The 15,892-nt window shown below is 67.6% G+C and carries 14 protein-coding genes and 1 pseudogene; 7 read left to right on the top strand and 8 right to left on the bottom strand.

All coding sequences use genetic code 11. The features are described from left to right. Positions 1-325: 325 nt before the first annotated feature. From SCK26_RS17670 to SCK26_RS17655, 4 genes are all read right to left on the bottom strand, one after another. Entirely contained in the window at positions 326-1,006 is a 681-nt protein-coding gene (locus SCK26_RS17670; protein ID WP_318202268.1) for a hypothetical protein, read from the bottom strand. A gap of 126 nt (positions 1,007-1,132) precedes the next feature. Then, positions 1,133-1,810 carry a response regulator transcription factor gene (locus tag SCK26_RS17665; RefSeq protein WP_318202267.1) on the bottom strand — a complete coding sequence of 226 codons (678 nt, stop codon included), beginning with the start codon at positions 1,808-1,810 and terminating at the stop codon, positions 1,133-1,135. 23 nt (positions 1,811-1,833) lie between these two features. Continuing rightward, positions 1,834-3,021, bottom strand: a complete 1,188-nt coding sequence (locus SCK26_RS17660; RefSeq protein ID WP_318202266.1) for a sensor histidine kinase — start codon at positions 3,019-3,021, stop codon at positions 1,834-1,836. Between the two features lie 103 nt (positions 3,022-3,124). After that, positions 3,125-5,065, bottom strand: coding sequence for an MMPL family transporter (locus SCK26_RS17655; RefSeq protein WP_318202265.1), 1,941 nt, complete (start codon positions 5,063-5,065; stop codon positions 3,125-3,127). 623 nt (positions 5,066-5,688) lie between these two features. Here SCK26_RS17655 and SCK26_RS17650 point away from each other — a divergent pair. The 4 genes and pseudogenes from SCK26_RS17650 to SCK26_RS17635 form a co-directional block, all read left to right on the top strand. Continuing rightward, positions 5,689-5,838 (top strand): annotated as a pseudogene (locus SCK26_RS17650) (DNA-binding protein); the annotation flags it as partial. A gap of 749 nt (positions 5,839-6,587) precedes the next feature. Further along, positions 6,588-8,231 carry a hypothetical protein gene (locus SCK26_RS17645; RefSeq protein WP_318202264.1) on the top strand — a complete coding sequence of 548 codons (1,644 nt, stop codon included), beginning with the start codon at positions 6,588-6,590 and terminating at the stop codon, positions 8,229-8,231. Then, complete coding sequence (locus tag SCK26_RS17640; protein WP_318202263.1) at positions 8,228-8,635, top strand: hypothetical protein; 408 nt, start codon at positions 8,228-8,230, stop codon at positions 8,633-8,635. Before SCK26_RS17645 ends, SCK26_RS17640 begins: the two co-directional genes overlap by 4 nt. A 144-nt stretch (positions 8,636-8,779) precedes the next feature. Then, on the top strand, positions 8,780-9,193 hold the full coding sequence (locus SCK26_RS17635; protein WP_318202262.1) for a hypothetical protein: 414 nt from the start codon (positions 8,780-8,782) through the stop codon (positions 9,191-9,193). Between the two features lie 778 nt (positions 9,194-9,971). Here SCK26_RS17635 and SCK26_RS17630 read toward each other — a convergent pair. From SCK26_RS17630 to SCK26_RS17615, 4 genes are all read right to left on the bottom strand, one after another. Beyond that, the gene (locus tag SCK26_RS17630) at positions 9,972-10,469 is read right to left on the bottom strand and encodes a hypothetical protein (RefSeq protein WP_318202261.1); all 498 of its coding nucleotides are present in this window, start codon (positions 10,467-10,469) and stop codon (positions 9,972-9,974) included. 161 nt (positions 10,470-10,630) lie between these two features. Further along, positions 10,631-12,394, bottom strand: a complete 1,764-nt coding sequence (locus SCK26_RS17625) for an ABC-three component system protein (RefSeq protein ID WP_318202260.1) — start codon at positions 12,392-12,394, stop codon at positions 10,631-10,633. Further along, positions 12,394-12,639 carry an ABC-three component system middle component 6 gene (locus tag SCK26_RS17620; RefSeq protein WP_318202259.1) on the bottom strand — a complete coding sequence of 82 codons (246 nt, stop codon included), beginning with the start codon at positions 12,637-12,639 and terminating at the stop codon, positions 12,394-12,396. The genes SCK26_RS17625 and SCK26_RS17620 overlap by 1 nt, the downstream gene beginning before the upstream one ends. Further along, complete coding sequence (locus SCK26_RS17615; RefSeq protein ID WP_318202258.1) at positions 12,633-13,082, bottom strand: ABC-three component system protein; 450 nt, start codon at positions 13,080-13,082, stop codon at positions 12,633-12,635. Before SCK26_RS17615 ends, SCK26_RS17620 begins: the two co-directional genes overlap by 7 nt. 191 nt (positions 13,083-13,273) lie before the next feature. Between SCK26_RS17615 and SCK26_RS17610 the strand changes: the two genes are divergently transcribed. The 3 genes from SCK26_RS17610 (at position 13,274) to SCK26_RS17600 (ending at position 15,883) form a co-directional block, all read left to right on the top strand. Then, entirely contained in the window at positions 13,274-13,528 is a 255-nt protein-coding gene (locus SCK26_RS17610) for a hypothetical protein (protein ID WP_318202257.1), read from the top strand. Positions 13,529-14,429: 901 nt separating this feature from the next. Next, complete coding sequence (locus SCK26_RS17605) at positions 14,430-14,774, top strand: Mur ligase domain-containing protein (protein ID WP_318202256.1); 345 nt, start codon at positions 14,430-14,432, stop codon at positions 14,772-14,774. Between the two features lie 8 nt (positions 14,775-14,782). Beyond that, complete coding sequence (locus SCK26_RS17600; RefSeq protein WP_318202255.1) at positions 14,783-15,883, top strand: glutamate ligase domain-containing protein; 1,101 nt, start codon at positions 14,783-14,785, stop codon at positions 15,881-15,883. The last annotated feature ends 9 nt before the right edge of the window (positions 15,884-15,892 follow it).

Genomic DNA, 15,892 nt, shown 5'->3' with positions numbered 1-15,892 from the left:
TCGGCGACGTAGGCGGTGGTGGTGCCGGTCCTGACCACCAGCAACTTGGTGCCGCCGACGTACTCCACACCGTTCAAGGCGGCGGTGTTCTGGGTCCTGTTCTGCCACACGCACACGACCTGGTCGTCGCCGGTCCAGCCGAACTTCCAGGAGAGCCAGCCGAAGTACTGCGGTGCGGCTCCGGCCACGTGGCCCATGATGTCCCAGCCGCCGACGTACCGGTGCTGTTCACCGCCGAAGGCGTACAGGTCCGGTGCTCCGAAGACGTGAGCGGTCTCGTGGGCGGCCACCTTGTGACCCCAGTGCCACATGTCGGTGCCGAACGTCACCGCCCAGCGAATCGTCGTGCCCTTGATGACGATCGGCCGGGTGGGCGTCCAGTACCACGTGTGGGAGCCGCTGACCCGGGAGCGGGCGGTGGAGACGATGTAGAACAGGTCGTACCTGGCCAGATCGGCGCCGCGCCGGCTGCTGTGCGCAGCGCGTCGGTCACGTACCGGGTGTGCTGCTGGTAGGTGGGACCGGAGGTGCCGTAGGCGTCGGAGGCCGACGGCATCCGGATCCACCGGTTCACGACCGGCCGCATGCTCAGCCCGGTCCTGCCGTACGAGGCGTTCCACACCCAGTCGGCGGCCGGCGACAGCAGGTTGTAGTAGTCCGCGACCTCGCCGGCGCCGGCCGCGTCGGGGAAGTCCACGTAGACCACGCCGATGTTCTTGATCCCGAGCGGATTCAGGAACTGGGTGTAGTCGGTGTTCTGGCCCTCGTTGACCGTGGTCCCCTGCCCCTGCAGCGCACACGGCGAGGTGCTCCCGTTGACGGCGCCGGCGCGCTGGGCGGGGACGGCGGTCGTGACCAGGGCGAGCAGAACCGCGAGGACCCACAGGGCCGGTGAGGGGAGCCGGAAGCGCGGGCGTGGGCTGTCCCGGCCTTCCCCCGGCAATCGGCGCACGCCGCCCCGGACCTCCGCCGGAGCCCCATCACGCAGTACTCGCGTCTCACTCATGGGACGACCATCGCGACCACAACGAGACAGCTCGGGGCAATATGCTCAAACTCACCCCATGGAGTGCAACGGAAGGCGCCCCGGCGTATGCGGGAGCCACGGGTGCTCCGGCACGTCCCACCGGGCTCAGGCCCGTGTCTCTCCGGCACGGACGAGGCCGGTCTCGTAAGCGATGACGACGAGTTGGGCGCGGTCGCGGGCGCCGAGTTTGGCCATGGCGCGGTTCGCGTGTGTCTTGACGGTGACCGGTGTGACGAAGAGGCGTTCGGCGATCTCGTCGTTGGACAAGCCGGTGGCGACCAGGGCCATCACTTCCCGCTCCCGTGGGGTGAGGGAGGCGAGCCGTTCGCGGTCGGCGAGGCCGCCTGGGGAGGGCTGGGCGAGGAAGCGCGCGATCAGTCCCTTGGTCGCCGCGGGCGAGAGCAGGGCCTCGTCGGCGGCGACGAGGCGGACGGCCTCGAGGAGCTGGCCCGGCTCGACGCCCTTGCCGAGGAAACCGCTCGCGCCTGCGCGCAGGGCCTGGACGACGAACTCGTCCATCTCGAAGGTGGTGAGGACGAGCACCTTCACCCCGGCCAGGTCCTCGTCCCGGCCGATGAGCCGGGTGGCCTCGATGCCGTCGACCTCGGGTGCGCGGATGTCCATCACCACCACGTCGGCCCGCCGGGACCGGGCCAGCTCCACGGCCTCGCGCCCGTTGGACGCCTCGGCGACGACCTCCATGTCCGGCTGCGCGTCGATGAGCAGCCGGAAGGTGCCGCGCAGCAGGGCCTGGTCGTCGGCGAGCAGGACGCGAATGGTCATCGGGAGCCTTTCACAAGGGCGGTTCAGGTCTGCGGGGTGAGCGCGAGGGGCAGTTCGGCGTGGACCCGGAAGCCGCCCTCCGGCCGCGGGCCGGCGGTGACCGTCCCGCCGATGGCGGTGGCGCGTTCGCGCATGCCGATCAGGCCATGACCGGTGCCGGGACCACGGCCGGTGCCGGAGTCATGGCCGGTGCCGGGGAGGCCGTCGTCGGTGACGGTGACCCGCAAGGTGTCGGCTCCGTAGTCAAGCGTCACCTCGACCCGCTTGGCGGAGGCGTGTTTGTGGGTGTTGGTGAGGGCTTCCTGGACGATGCGGTACGCCGTCAGCTCGGTGGTGGGTGCCGCGGGCCGGGCCAGGCCCGTGCGCTCCAGCTTCACGGGCAGGCCGTTCGCCCGGAGAGTGGCGACCAGGGAGTCGAGGTCGGCCAGACCCGGAATGGGCGCCGGGGAGTCCGGCGCGTCGTCGGGCTGGCGCAGCAGACCGACGGTGGCGCGGAGTTCATCGAGCGCGGTGCGACTGTTGTCCTTGATGTGGGCGAGTGCCTGGTAGGCCAGATCCGGGTCGGTGCGCAGCAGGTGGTGGGCCACGCCGGCCTGCGCGTTGACCAGGGTCATGTGATGGGCGACGACGTCGTGGAGTTCACGGGCGATGCGGACCCGCTCCTCGGTGACCCGGCGGAGGGCCTCCGCCTCGCGGGTCCGTTCGGCGCGTTCCGCCCGTGCCTCGACCTGGGCCAGGCGGAGACGCCGGCTGCGGCTGACGTCACCCAGCGCCGTGGCAGCGATCGCGAGGTCGAAGCGGAGGAGGCTCTCGCCCGAGAACGGTGACTGGGCGTGCGTGACCGCGAACACCGCCGTGATCACGAGCGAGGCGGTCACGCCGGCGGCCCACGCGGTACGCCGGCTGGCGCGGGTGGCGAGCGTATAGAGAGCGACCAGGCTCGCCGCCGGAGACAGCGAGAAGTCCGGTGTGCGGGCCATGTGGGCGAGGTCCACGGCCAGTGTGACGAGGACGACGGGCAGCGGCCACCGGGTGCGGACGACGAGGGGCGCGCAGGCCAGCGCGGTCCAGGCGACGCCGTCCATCCTCGGGGCGTGCCACCCGGAGCCTCCCGTTCCCACGGCACTGGCCGCCACCGCCACCAGGACCGTCAGCACGCCGGGGAGCGCGTCGCGCAGCCGCGCGTGATGGGCCCACCATCGTCGGAACACGGCTCTCACCTGCATCCCTTCACTATGCGCCACACCGGCGCGGCACGGACCGGGCGCGGTGTGTGCCCTTCCTCGACCCGGCCCGTGCTCTCGGTGGATGACGTCAGCGGCCGATTCCGGCCGTCTCCGGCTCGTGGCCGGGACCGGCCCACCGCGCCGGCTCCTCCGCGGGGCCCTCCACCGACACGCGGGGAAGCGCCCGGTCCAGCGAGCGGGGCAGCCACCAGTTGGCGCGTCCGCACAGGTGCATGAGCGCCGGTACGACGATCATGCGGACCAGCAGTGCGTCGAGTGCGACGGCCACCGCCAGGCTCACACCGAACTCCGAGATCACCCGCATGCCGCCGAACACGAACGAGCCGAAGACGCAGACCATGATGGTGGCCGCGACGGCGATCACCTTGCCGGTCTCGGCCTGTCCGACCCGGACGGCGCGCTGGTTGTCCCCGGTGCGGGCCCACTCCTCGCGCATCCGGCTGACCAGGAACACCTGGTAGTCCATGGACAGACCGAACATGATGCCGACGACGAGAACGGGCACGAACGACTCGATGGGTCCGGCGGCGCCGAGGCCGAGGAGTGAGGCGCCGAAGCCGTACTGGAAGACGACGACGATCGCGCCGAAGGCCACACCGATGCTGAGGATGTTCAGCAGGGCGCCGACGGCGGGGATGAGCAGGCTGCGGAAGGCGACGGTCAGCAGCAGGAAGCCGAGCGCGGCGATCACGAGCACGAACAGCGGCAGCTTGCCCAGCAGAACCGAGGCGAAGTCGTCGTTGCCGGCGGTGGGGCCGCCGACGTACACCTTCATGGACGTGCCCTGTTCGGCCGGCGGGATGACGTCCGAGCGCAGGCGGTCGATCAGGCGGGACGTTTCCGCCGACTGCGGGGAGGTCGTCGGGACGACGGAGATCACACCGACGTTCTGCCCGTCGTCCATGGGAGCGGTGCTGACGCCGGCCACGCCGTCGACCCGCTCGATCGTGCGCGCCAGCGCGGCCGCGGCCGCCTTGTCGGCGGCGGTGGGCGCGTCGACGGCGAGGACGAGCGGGCCGTTGAAACCGGGACCGAAACCCTTCGCGATCATGTCGTACGCCTGGCGGTTGGTCGAGGTCGCGGGCAGGTTGCCGTCGTCGGCCGCGCCCAGGCGCAGGGTGAGCGTCGGCAGGGCGAGCGCCGCCAGGACGACGAGGGCCACCAGACCGAACGTCTTCGGCCGGGCCTGCACCCGCCCGGCCCACCGGCCCCACAGACCCGTCCCCGCCCCGGAAGCGTCCTGCGCACGCGGGCCGGCCTGAGCGCGCCGCTGACGGCGGCTGAGAATCCGCGGGCCGATCAGGCCGAGCAGCGCCGGCAGCAGGGTGATGGCGGCCAGCACGGTCAGGACCACGGTGACGGCGGCGCCGACAGCCATGCCGTTGATGATGCCGACGTTCAGGGTGAGCATGCCGAGCAGGGCGACGACGACGGTCAGTCCGGCGAAGATCACCGCCCGGCCCGAGGTGTCGAGGGACTTGGCGATCGACTCGCCGACGCCCATGCCCGCCATGAGGTTGGTGCGGTGTCGGTTGACGATGAACAGGGCGTAGTCGATGCCCACGCCCAGGCCGATCAGCGAACCGAGGGTCAGAGTGGTGTCGGACAGGGTGACCAGGTGGCTGAGCAGCATCACCGCGATCGCGGAGCCGCCCACGCCCACGATGGCCGTCATGATGGGCAGCGCGGCCACCCACAGCGCCCGGAAGACGAAGAGCAGCACGACGAAGGCGAGCGCTATGCCCATGGCGTCGGCGACCGGGTTCGGCTCGGGGTTGACGGTGAACGCCTGCCCGTTCAGCGCGATGTGCAGTGACGCCGACTCCCGGGCGGTGGCGAGCTGCTTCACCTGCGCGACCTGGGCGTCGCTGACGTCCTCCTCGAACGAGACGGTGGCGTAGGCCGTCGTACCGTCCCTGCTGATCTGCCGGGCCCCGGTCGCCGTGAACGGGCTGCTCACGGAGGTGACGCCCGGAGCGGTCTCGATCTTCTTGACGGCGTCGGCCATCGGCTGTCCGGCAGCGGAGTCGGTGACCGTGCCGTCCTCGACCCGCCAGACGATCCGGCCGCTCTTGCCCGCCGCACTGCCGGCGCCCTTTCCGCAACAGCGCCGTGGCCTTGGCGGAGTCGGTGTTCTGCGCGGTCGGGCTGTTGCCGAAGTCGCTGCCGGCCGCGCCGACCGCGGCGCCGAGAGCGACCAGCAGGCCCACCCAGGCCAGGACCACGGCAAGCCGGTGCCTATGGCACCAACGGGCAAGAAGGGACATCGACAAGCCTTTCCACGGGTACGCCACACGGGCCGGGCCGGGCCGGCAGCCCCCGGGCCCCCCTCACGCTCGCATCGCCCCGGTCTCTCGTCGTCGGCCGAACGCAGACACTCGGCTCTACTGCGATCGCAGCAGACCGACGGGCGCCGGACGACCGCTTGGAGTCAGCCCGGCGCGGGGCCGGAGTGTGCGGCTCCTGAGCACGGGCGGGTGGCCATACGGTCGCCGACGACGAAGCCCGCGGCCCGGTGCGGGGCGGCGACAGGCAGGCGAGGCGTAGCGACCCCGTCGTCGTCTGGCATGAGGCTCCGGCCAAGGGCCATGCCGGAGCTCATCCCTTGCGGCGTTCGTACGCCACCTGCCGGTCGCGCAGTCCGAGGCCGACCTGCTGCGGACCGCCGGGCTACACGGCCACAAGTACGCCATCGACACCATGCTGTGCGCGACCGCGCTCCAGCATTCGGGCCCGGTCACGATCCTGACGTCCGACGTGGAGGACATCGCAACGCTCACCGCCGCGGTAGGAGCCGGGTCGGCATCATCCACTCCCGTATTGACGACGAGCAGCTCGCTCTTCGAGATGCTCCAGCACCATGTCTGTCGCGACGGGCCGACAGGGATCTTTCGGGGCACGCCGCCCCCGGATTGACTAGACAACAAACAAACCCCCAGGCCGCTGACCTGGGGGTTTCTCATGGAGCGGGTGACGAGAATCGAACTCGCGCTCTCAGCTTGGGAAGCGACGGCGCTCGGAGAGCCGGATAGCTTCTGACCTGTGGATATGGTCTCCGGTCTGGGGCCCTGGAGCACAGGATCGCGCCCTTGTTGGCCGTGGCTTACCGGCCCTATGGGCACGCTATGGGCACGCCGTCGGGATGGAGGTGCAGAGCATCCCTGTTAGCGGCTGACGAGCGGCCGAGATCTGGAAGTGGGCGTTTACCTGGAGGCTGCCGTTGCGGGAGTGAACGTGGCCGAGTCGGAACCGTTCTACGTCTTTGGGGTGAACGCAAATCGGCCAAAGCTCGTCCTAGACCGGCTGCTTGAGTAGATTGTCGCGTTTGTGATCTGGTGCTGTCCCAGCTGCGCCGTGAGGATTGCCCGCCGTACGGAGGAACCGGGGGGCGGGCAATGGGGTTCGGACGGGGGACGCGTGTCCGGGAGCGGGGCGCGGAGCAGGAGGTCGACGGACCAGAGGTACCGGTTCAGGCCAGCCCTCCCGCTGCGGAGGAAACTCACGGTCAGGTGGATCCGACCTCGTCGGAAGTGACCAGGTTGCTGTGCCAGGCCGTGTACGCGCGCCCTGACCGCGTCAGAGCGGTCAAGGAGTGGTGGCGCAAAGTTCGAGGCAAGGGCAGCAAGACGGACAAACCACGACGCAGTACACGTCGGCGCATCTACCTGGAGGGCAGTGACGACTGTCCGCCGCTGGGAGAGCCGATGGCACGGTGGGTGATGGATCACGTCCTGCACGGGCCGCCGCTGCCTGTCCCGTCGTACGGGTTCGACCTCGTGCCGGTGGTGGCGCATAGTCTCCGCGCGAGAAGGCAGTGGTGGTGGATGCGGTGGCTGGGTGTGCTGCTCGTAGCCGCAGCTTTGGTGTGTCTCACGCCACGGGCTGCCGTTGTCTGGGGCGGTGCGGTCCTGGTCGCTCTGCTGATGCGGTGGGCCGCGCTGAGGGCGGCGCGGAAGGTGAAGAAGTCACGTTTGGCGCCTTCTCCCAGGTCCGCGTACATCGTCCTGTGCGTGCCGTGGGCGCTCGCGGTTGTTCCTTACGAGCCAACCGGAAGCGAGGTGGTGGGTCTACGGCTCGGGCTGCTCCTGCTGCCCTTCGCGTTCCCGATGGCGACGGCGCTGGTGCATGCTGGTGACCGGTTGGCGGCCCGGGCGGCCCTAGCGCGAATCATGCGTGAGGGAGTGTCGTCCGACCGGTTGCCGTGGGTGGCTTGGAAAGCCGCGCGTCGCGTGTCCCAGTTGGGGAGCGAGCAGACGGGGCTGGAATTGCCGTACGACCATCCGGAGCGCTTCGTCGGCGCCGGACGTGACGTCTGGGGCGCCGCCGATCTTGGCATTCCGCTCGTACCCAAGGATCCGGAGGAGTCGGTCCGGCGGTTCGGGGAGTGGGAGCTGCTACGGCGGATGGGCTCGGCTCTGAGAGAGCTCGGACGCGGAGCGCGTGAGATCACTGATCCGTTGCCAGGTCTGACCGTGACAGAGGTGCAGGGACTGCCTGCCCCGCTGTGGCTACAGCGCACCCGTGTGGCGAAGCGGGAGCTGCCGAACCTGCGTGGCAGGGGACGCCGGTCGCCGTCGAGCGTGCCAGACCGGCTGTATCTGCGTGCACAGTGTGTCAGCTGGGGCGGTCAGGTCGTAGTGAGCGTCTTCGTGCACGCTGCGCTGGAGGCGGGAGAACTACGACTCACCGTCCGACCGCACGTCATGACGCCCCTGTACAACGAACTGCGGGGGACTTCCACTCCGGTCTCCAAGCGCGGGATCCGCCTGCTCGGCTGGGTTGCCACACAAGCGCTCCTTGACGCCGCGGCGGGGCCGCTGGCTGTCTGGCGAACCGTGACCCGGCTCGGGCGGGGTCAGCAGAGTGAAAAGGACCGCGAAGAGGAGAAGGACCCGGTCAGCCTGCGTGACCGGTACTCCATCGAGGAAGTCACCGACATGCACCAGAGCGATGACGCCAAACGGCACGTGGTGTTGATGCAGACATGCATTTTCCGGTCCGTCGCCGAGTACCTGGAGGAACTGGGCGTCGACACAGCACCGTACGAGCGTCAGGTCGCCGCGGTTATTACCAACATCCAGGTGTACGGCGACAATCACGCTCCCATCCAAAACGTCGCGGGCAGTGACATCCGCGACGTGGGCCAAAGCAACGGAAGCCAGGGAGGCAAATGATGATCAGGGGACGCGGTCGCCGAGAAGACGAGCACTCGATGCGCGGCTCGGGCATTCACATCGGAGGCAACAACAACGCTCCGAACCAGAACGTGGTGGGTCAGAACATCTCCCATGTACACCAGTCAGCTTCTGTCCAGGGAGCCGTCGACATCGACACCGTCCGTGGGCTCCTCGTCTCCTTTCGCACCGAAGTCGACCGCAACCAAGGCAATCTGGCGCACGCGGTGGCGTTGCGCGCGATGACCGACACAGTCGATGCCTCGCTGGCCGAGCCCAATCCCGAGGCACGCGTCGAAGCGCTCCGAGGAGTCGTACAGGCACTGCCCGCGCTGGTAGCGGGGACCGTGGTCGAGCAAGGTGGCGAAGCACTCGTCCACGCCATTGCCGGCTGGCTGAGCTAAAGCCCACCGACCCGTCGCGGCGAGCGCTCCGGGAAGGGGTAGGCAAGGGCCGCGAGGTGTGCGTGCATTGTCCCCTCGAAGTGTCAGTCCTGCACGGTAAGTTCTCCTGGAGTGCATCACCACGCGCGGGGAGACGACTCGATCATGTACGACGCCGAATTAACTGCAGTGGCCACGGGTGCGGCCGCCACGCTTGTTGCGGCCATCGCCACGTCTGGTGCCGAGCAGATACGCCAGAAGGTCGCGCACTTCTTTCGCCGGGCCGATCCGGACCAACAGAGGTCGGCCGTTCAGGCAGTCGATGACACTGCCGCGGCTCTCGCCTCGTCCTCTCCAGAGGCCCACGAACTAGCGGCGACCGTCTGGATGCAGCTCATCGCTCGGTACCTTGACGAGCATCGCGACGCCATGGGCGAGGTGGGCGACCTCGGAGTAGTCACTCCGCTGGCGTCGAAGGTCTGGAACCAGTACAACACCGGAACGGGAACGTTCATCGGCGGTGACGTTCATGGTGGCATGACCGTGCACTATGGCGGGATTCCAGATGGCGGACACTGAGCACCGGGAGCAGCACAACCACGGATCCGGCACGTTTGTGGGCGGTGACGTTCACGGCGGCCTGTGGCAGGTCATTCTCCCTCCCTACGGGAAGAAGACGTCAAGTAATCCGACTCGCGCTGGACGACGGCCCGACAAGGGCGATGATGAGTCGGATGATTACGACGGCATTCCTGAGTGTCTGATCGGGTCTGCATGGCTCGGCGCTACGGCCGGCCTGGCCGTCGTGTACTCAGTCATGGGCTGGCCTTGGACCGACCACGCACCGACTCCGGGTGTCCCGGCCCGCATTGGTGGAGGGCTCATCGCCTTCTACGGATGCTTGGCCGCTGTGGCTGCCTTCTTTGCCCGGCTCACCCAGGTCTTCGAGATCTGGTCTGAGCAATGTGCCATCACGGCCGTACAGAGCAGAGGTCGGTGGGCGGCCAGGCCCCCTGCAATAATGTCCAGGGCCACCGCCGCATCAGCCTCGGCGGCAGCCGTCGCAGCCGAACTGATTGCGTCCCTTTACGGCTGGTCCTCCTTCGGTGGCAAAGTATCGCAACGCGCCCATCTGGCACGACTCAACGGGGCTGCCAACGCGAAGGCGGCTCGCGCGGCAACGAAAAGACCCAAGGCGTAGCGCACTGAAAGCTTCTACGGAGAGCGACAAGCGGCGGCTAATCAGCTGCAGGCGCGCGAAGCCTGAAACGGCCGGCGGGGGCGTATGGCACTACGCCACACGCCCCGCCGTCCTGAGGGGACGTGGCTCGGTCAGGCGAGGCCGATGATCCGGCGTTCAGCGCAAGCCGTACGCGTGGTTGTACGGCGCTTCGGCGTCAGTGGCCCGAAGGAAGTGAGGCTTCTTCGTGGGCCTGCCGCCGGCCGTGCGGCAAGCGACCCCAACCGGGGCGCCGCAGTCACGGCACACCCAGTCGAGGGCCTCCGCCAGCCCCTGCGCTCTGATCTCGTCGATCACCGCCCTGCGTTTCTCCCACCAGGCTTCCCTCTCGGGCTCTGTCGCCGGTGGCCCCGCGTCTTGTAGCTGACGGAACGCTCGCTGGCGCTCGGGGTCGGCCAGGGGGCCGGACAGGGGCTTGGTCCCGACGGCTGCCTGGGCTGCTTTCTTACCCGCCTCCATTTCCGCCTCCAAGGCGTCGACCCGCTGACGCAAGTGTTGCTCGAAGTCGGTCAGCGTCGCCTCAGGATTGGTTTCGGAGAAGTTCAGGGTCTCCAGGTAGAAGGCGCGCAGAATGTCGACCGTGTGCTGTGCCTTGTGGTTGGTGAACTCGCGCATCGCGGTACCGGTGCGTCCTCTCGTTTGCTGATCGGGTGGGGGTCGGAGGTACCGTCCGAAGGCCGTCTACGGGCGCTCGACCGCATCGTCGTGGGTGCTTAGATGCGGCCGCATCACCCACAAGTCCTCGCGAAAGGGCGCCGCGCATGGCGCCGCTGACTTTAAAAGCGGAACCCGAACAGCCCTCCGTCGTCATACTCGTCGTCCAAGCGCACCGGCAGCGTCTTGCCCGACGCGTCGTACCCTCTGCGCTGCGCCTTCTCCAAGTCGTCGGAATTGAGCGTGGCGATGTACTGCATCCCTTCGCGTTCCGCTACTTCCGCTGCCAATTCCAGGGCGTCACGGAGCTGCCTGTCGTCGACACCGTCGAAGAGATGGCTGTCGTGGACGAGGAAGTCAGGACCTCGTCCGTGCCTGTGTGCGACGACGGCCATGGTGAGGTCGAAGCAGAAGATCACCATGTTGCCGATACCGCGACTGTCGTCACTGTCGACGTGTGGGACGATCCGCAAGCTGCTGGGGCCGGCGTCGAATTCTAGATACGCCTGACGTCCTGAGCCGTACAGCCGTTGGGCGAACTCGGAGAAGAGGACCGTAGCTTCGCTGGTCTGTGTGGCTCGTTCGTCCAGATCGTCCTTGAGAGCACGCTGAAGGTCGAGGCGCTTGGCTTTGATCTCCAGGGCACTGGCTTCCAGTGTCTGGGCTGCCTCGTAGCGGTGACGCAGGGCTTCCACCGATGCCTGCTTTTGTGCCAGGGCTTGTTGCAGCGCGGTCAGGGCTTCCAAGGCGCCACCGTCGTTGAGAGTGCGCAGGACCTGCTGGAGTTCGACGCCCAGTCGCTCGCGCCGCATTGCGCGTTCAGCGAGCCTGTTCTCGAGGGACTCGACCTCTTCGGCGAGGTAGCGCTGTCGGTTGCGGATGATCGACCTGTGGAAGTCCTTCACGTCATCAAAGCGTCGTTTGACCTGGTCACCCAGCAAGATGCCCAGCTCTCGGTAGACGGGTTCCAGATATCTGACGTCGCTGTCGGTGATGTCCCGCACCGCCGTTTGCAGGTCTGACAGGTTCCGTCGATCGATGGAGTCCTGGGAGTTGAGGGCTCGAATCTCACGGTCGATCTCGTCGGCACGTTGTTTCAGCTCTTCGTACTGCGGCACTACGCGGAACGCCTTGATCTGCTCCTCAAGTCGTCGTACGTCCTCCTCGGCGATGGTGATCTGGCCCCGGAGCTCTGCTGTGCTGCCCACGATCCGTCCCCACACCGGGTCGTTGACGGCCTGGCGCAGTTGACGACGGGTGGCTTCCCGCGCAGAGATCTCGCGGTAACCGCCAGCGAGCTTCCAGTCGAGGCCGAGGAGATACGCGAGGTTGGTGGCCGCGTCAGCCTCCGATTGCTGGCTGTTCGTACGTGTTGGTGCATTGAAGGCGTGAGAGGAGATTCGACGGATCAAAAAGGAAAGCATTGTGCGCCCACTCAGCCCAGTATGCGTCCCACTTAGCCTGAAAAGTTCTTTTTCGAGCAATTTTGTCCATCGAGATGCCGGGATATCCACAGGACCCGCGTCATCGACGTCGAAGAGAGACTCGTGTTCTGGCTCGTTCGCACCGACGTCCTGGCTCAGCCGCACGACTTCCGGGTGTGCTCCGCTCCGGGTGACGGTGAGTAGTCCACCGTCCGCACTCGGCCAGTCCAGTTCGAGACTGAAGGCGATTTTCCGGAGAGCCTTGCGTGTCGGCAGGCTCCGCTTGTCGGCGCGTGCGCCGAGGAGAAAATGCAGGAGCTCAATCATGCTGGACTTGCCAGTGCCGTTTCGGCTGTCCTTGTCGCCAGAACCATCGGCAGTGCTCGCTACAAGGAGATTGAGGCCAGCGGAGAAGTCAATGCGGCGGAACCTCGGGTCATCGGCGCTCAGTCGGCGGAGCATCAGGGCCTCCTGGGCATCAGCAGCTCGTCACGCATCTCAACCGCCCCGAGGGCGTGCAGGACATCCAAAGCGAGCACGAACCAGCCGAAGGAGACGGGCGAACCGTGACCGAGTTCAGAGCGACGCGTCTTGAGCCGCGCCCACGCCTGGCTGACAGTCAGGGGACTGTCCAGTTCCTGGAGAATTTGGGCGCCGACAGCGAGCAGGGACCGATCGGGGGCGATGCCCTTGGTTGGGGTCAGCATGTCAGCCGCTCCCCGGCCCACTGGGTAGTCCGCTGGAACCATCGCTCCGGGGCGTTCTCGAAAATGTGGCAGTGCTCGAAGAAGTGGGCCAGAACGACCCAGCCTGCACTCAGTTCTCGTGAGCTCTGGAGGCGGTTGCCGTGGATGTAGTGCTGGAGGTCGAGAAGGATCAGGTCGGGGTCACTGTTGCGCTCACGTGCGACCAAGTACTCCTGAGTGAATGCAGCGGCCACCTCGTCGTGCTCGAACGGGTCATACACGCCGGCGTAGTACTGAGCTACGAGATGCGTGTACCGCATGCCATCTACCAGGTCATCCCGTACCTCTCCGGTGATCCCGTTGAAGTCGAGTTTTCTGTCGCTGACCTCGGCCAGGCTCATCAGCGGATCAGCGGTCCGACGCTGCTCCTTCAACCGGCCGAGCAGTGGGGCGAGGTCGCCCATGCCTACCCCGTATATCTGTTCCTCGATGGGTATCTCGCAGCCAAGAACGTACTCGACTGTCTCACGAGGTAGGGGCAGCAACTCGGTCCACAGGCGCCTGCGTCCCATCTGTTCGAACCGGAGGGGGTGTGCGCGGTGCGCGCTTCGGCCAACATGGTGGCGACCTCGGGATGGATCCCGCGGAGGTCATTGTGGACGAAGACGAACGTGCTGAACTGGCCCGGTCGCTGTCGCCGCGCGGAGTCCAGGTCGTCATGGAACTTCTTGCGGACCTTGGCGACATCGAAGGTTGCAGGCGCGTAGCAGGCGTACAACTTACCGCCGTGCAGACTGAGGCCGTCGGAGCCCTGGTCCCCGAGGTTGCCGTGCGTTCGCACATCGAGAAAGTCTGGATACCGGGCGCACATCACGTCGTGGAAGAAACCCTCAAAAGCTTCGCCATGTAACTCGGCCAGCTTCTCCATGAACTTGACATATGCGTACATGCGCTGGGCACCGTTCACGGGCCCCCTCCCCTTGAACCGCCGGCCACCCTCCCCGATGGCACTTGATCAGATTAGCTGGGGTCCGGAGTACTGAACACCCGTTGTGCACTCCGCTCCCGCACTGTCATGGTCCCTCACTGCGTAGATCAGGCATCGACGGGTTGGCTGTCGCGCGGCCGCCTATCGTGGGCCAGGGCACTTGGGTCCCCTACCTTTCTTGCCCAGCACTTGGACTCGCATGACGTCATGGCCACGAGACCACCATGCAGATCGGGAGCAATGCCCCCAAATGGCTACCTAATGTCACGTTGGGTGAGGGCAAGCCGAAGAAGCACTTGGGCGTACTGTTCGGCGGACATATTGGCGACGGCCGCGTTCCTGGCCAAGGCGCGGTGTTCGGTCGGGTCCAAGTGGATCAACACGCTGTGGGACGGGCCGATCCCGAGGAGTCCGGGCGTATAGGGCCGGTGCAGGTGCCCAGTGAGTAAGTCGGCGAGGAGTTCCGGGACAGGTGGGCGTGGCTTCTCGCCTCGCCGTATCCATCGGCTGACCCGTGACCGATCAGCAGCGACGCCGTGGTGGCCCCGTTCCTGGGCCAAGGCGTTGATCCGTCGGGCGGTCTCGCTGTTGTTCCAGCCCGCCTCAGCTAAGGCCAGCGCGAGCGCGTAGTTCGGGGCCCTCATCTGGTGCTCTCCGAACACCATGGTCCTGCGTGAGCCCGGGGGTCGTGTTGCGAACGCATCCGCAACGCCGCAGGTCGTAGACGGTCCGAGGGGCCTGGCGGGACTGTTGCCGTGCGCCCGGCAACACGGGCGCGCTGGTTGTCAGAGGCGGCGGTCGTCGCCTCGGAGGAGGCTGTTTCATGGCAGAAACCGCAGTCCCCACGATCACACCGGATCTGTCGGCCGGCGGGCCGATCGACCTGAGCCGGGTGCACTTCGTCGGTGTCGGAGGCACCGGCATGCTCCCGGTGGCGCGGGTGTGCGCCGAGCGGGGGTTCACCGTGTCGGGCAGCGATGTCTGGGTCACGGAGGCCCTGAAGGCGCTGGCTCGTCTCAACGTGCGGGTGCACACGGGTCACGCGGCCGAGCACGTCCCGGCTGACGCGACTGCGGTCGTGTTCCGCACGCCATCGGACCGGACAACCCGGAGATCCGTGCGGCGCGAGCGCTCGGCGTGCCGGTCGTGCACCGGTCGACGGTCCTGAACGCGTTGATGGCCGCACAGCCTAAGAAGGTCGCCGTGATGGGGACGCACGGCAAGTCGAGCACCGCGGGCATGCTCGCCTTCGCCCTCGCGCGCCTCGGGCAGGAACCGTCGTACGCGGTCGGAGCGGACCTCGACGTGCCGGGCAGCGGCGGTCACGCCGGGCAGGGCTCTTTCTTCGTCGCGGAGGTCGACGAGTCGGACCGCTCGCACGTCGGTATGAACATGGACGTGGCCGTGATCACCAACATCGGCTACGACCATCCCGAGGTCTACGACGACGAGGAGCAGGTCGTCGACGTCTTCGAGAGCGGCCTCGCGCTGGGTCTGCGCGAAGGCGGCACGGCTGTGGTCGGCATCGATTCGTCGGGCGGTCTGGAACTCGCCTCCCGCCTGACCGCGGCCGAGAACGGACCGGGGGTGGTGACGTTCGGCTTCTCTACGTCTGCGGACTGGCGGCTGACCGAGGTGTCCACCAAGGGCCGGGGCAACAGTGCGGTGCTCGTCGGACCGGGAGGGGCGGGGTACGCGCTCGACCTGCGCACCGTAGGCGGGCACCAACTGCTGAACGCCGCTGCCACCGTCATCACGCTGCACGTGCTGGGCCAGGACTGCGGCCAGGCGGTGGAGCAGCTGCGGTACTTCGACGGTGTGGTGCGCCGCATGACGTCTGCCTTCGAGGCGGGAGGCGTCCGGGTGTACGACTCCTACGCCCATCACCCCGACGAGGTGCGCGCGGACCTCGCCGCCGCGCGTTCGGTGGCCGGGGAGCAGGGCCGGGTGATCACGGTGTTCCAGCCGTCCGGCCCCACCCGGCTGACGGTCTTCGGCCGGAGGTTCGGGGAGGCCCTGTCGGCCAGTGACGAGGTGGTGGTCACTGGCAGCGCCCAGCCCTTCGCCGTGGCCGGGCTGGAGACGCTGTCCGCCCGCATCAACGCCGCGGGTGGCACATGCCGGCACGTGGAGCCCGACCGGGCCGAGGCCGCCGTCCGCACGGCGTCGCTGGCCCGGCCCGGGGACGTGGTGGTGCTGATGGGGCCTGGTGACATCGCCGAGGCGGGCCAAGTACTGCGGACCGTGCTTGGCGACACCGTCGGTACGGCTGTCTGACCGCTCAGG

The sequence above is a fragment of the Streptomyces sp. SCL15-4 genome, from assembly GCF_033366695.1.
Lineage (GTDB): Bacteria > Actinomycetota > Actinomycetes > Streptomycetales > Streptomycetaceae > Streptomyces.
Note: the sequence above shows the minus strand (reverse complement) of the source record. Positions and strands in the feature narration are given on the sequence as shown.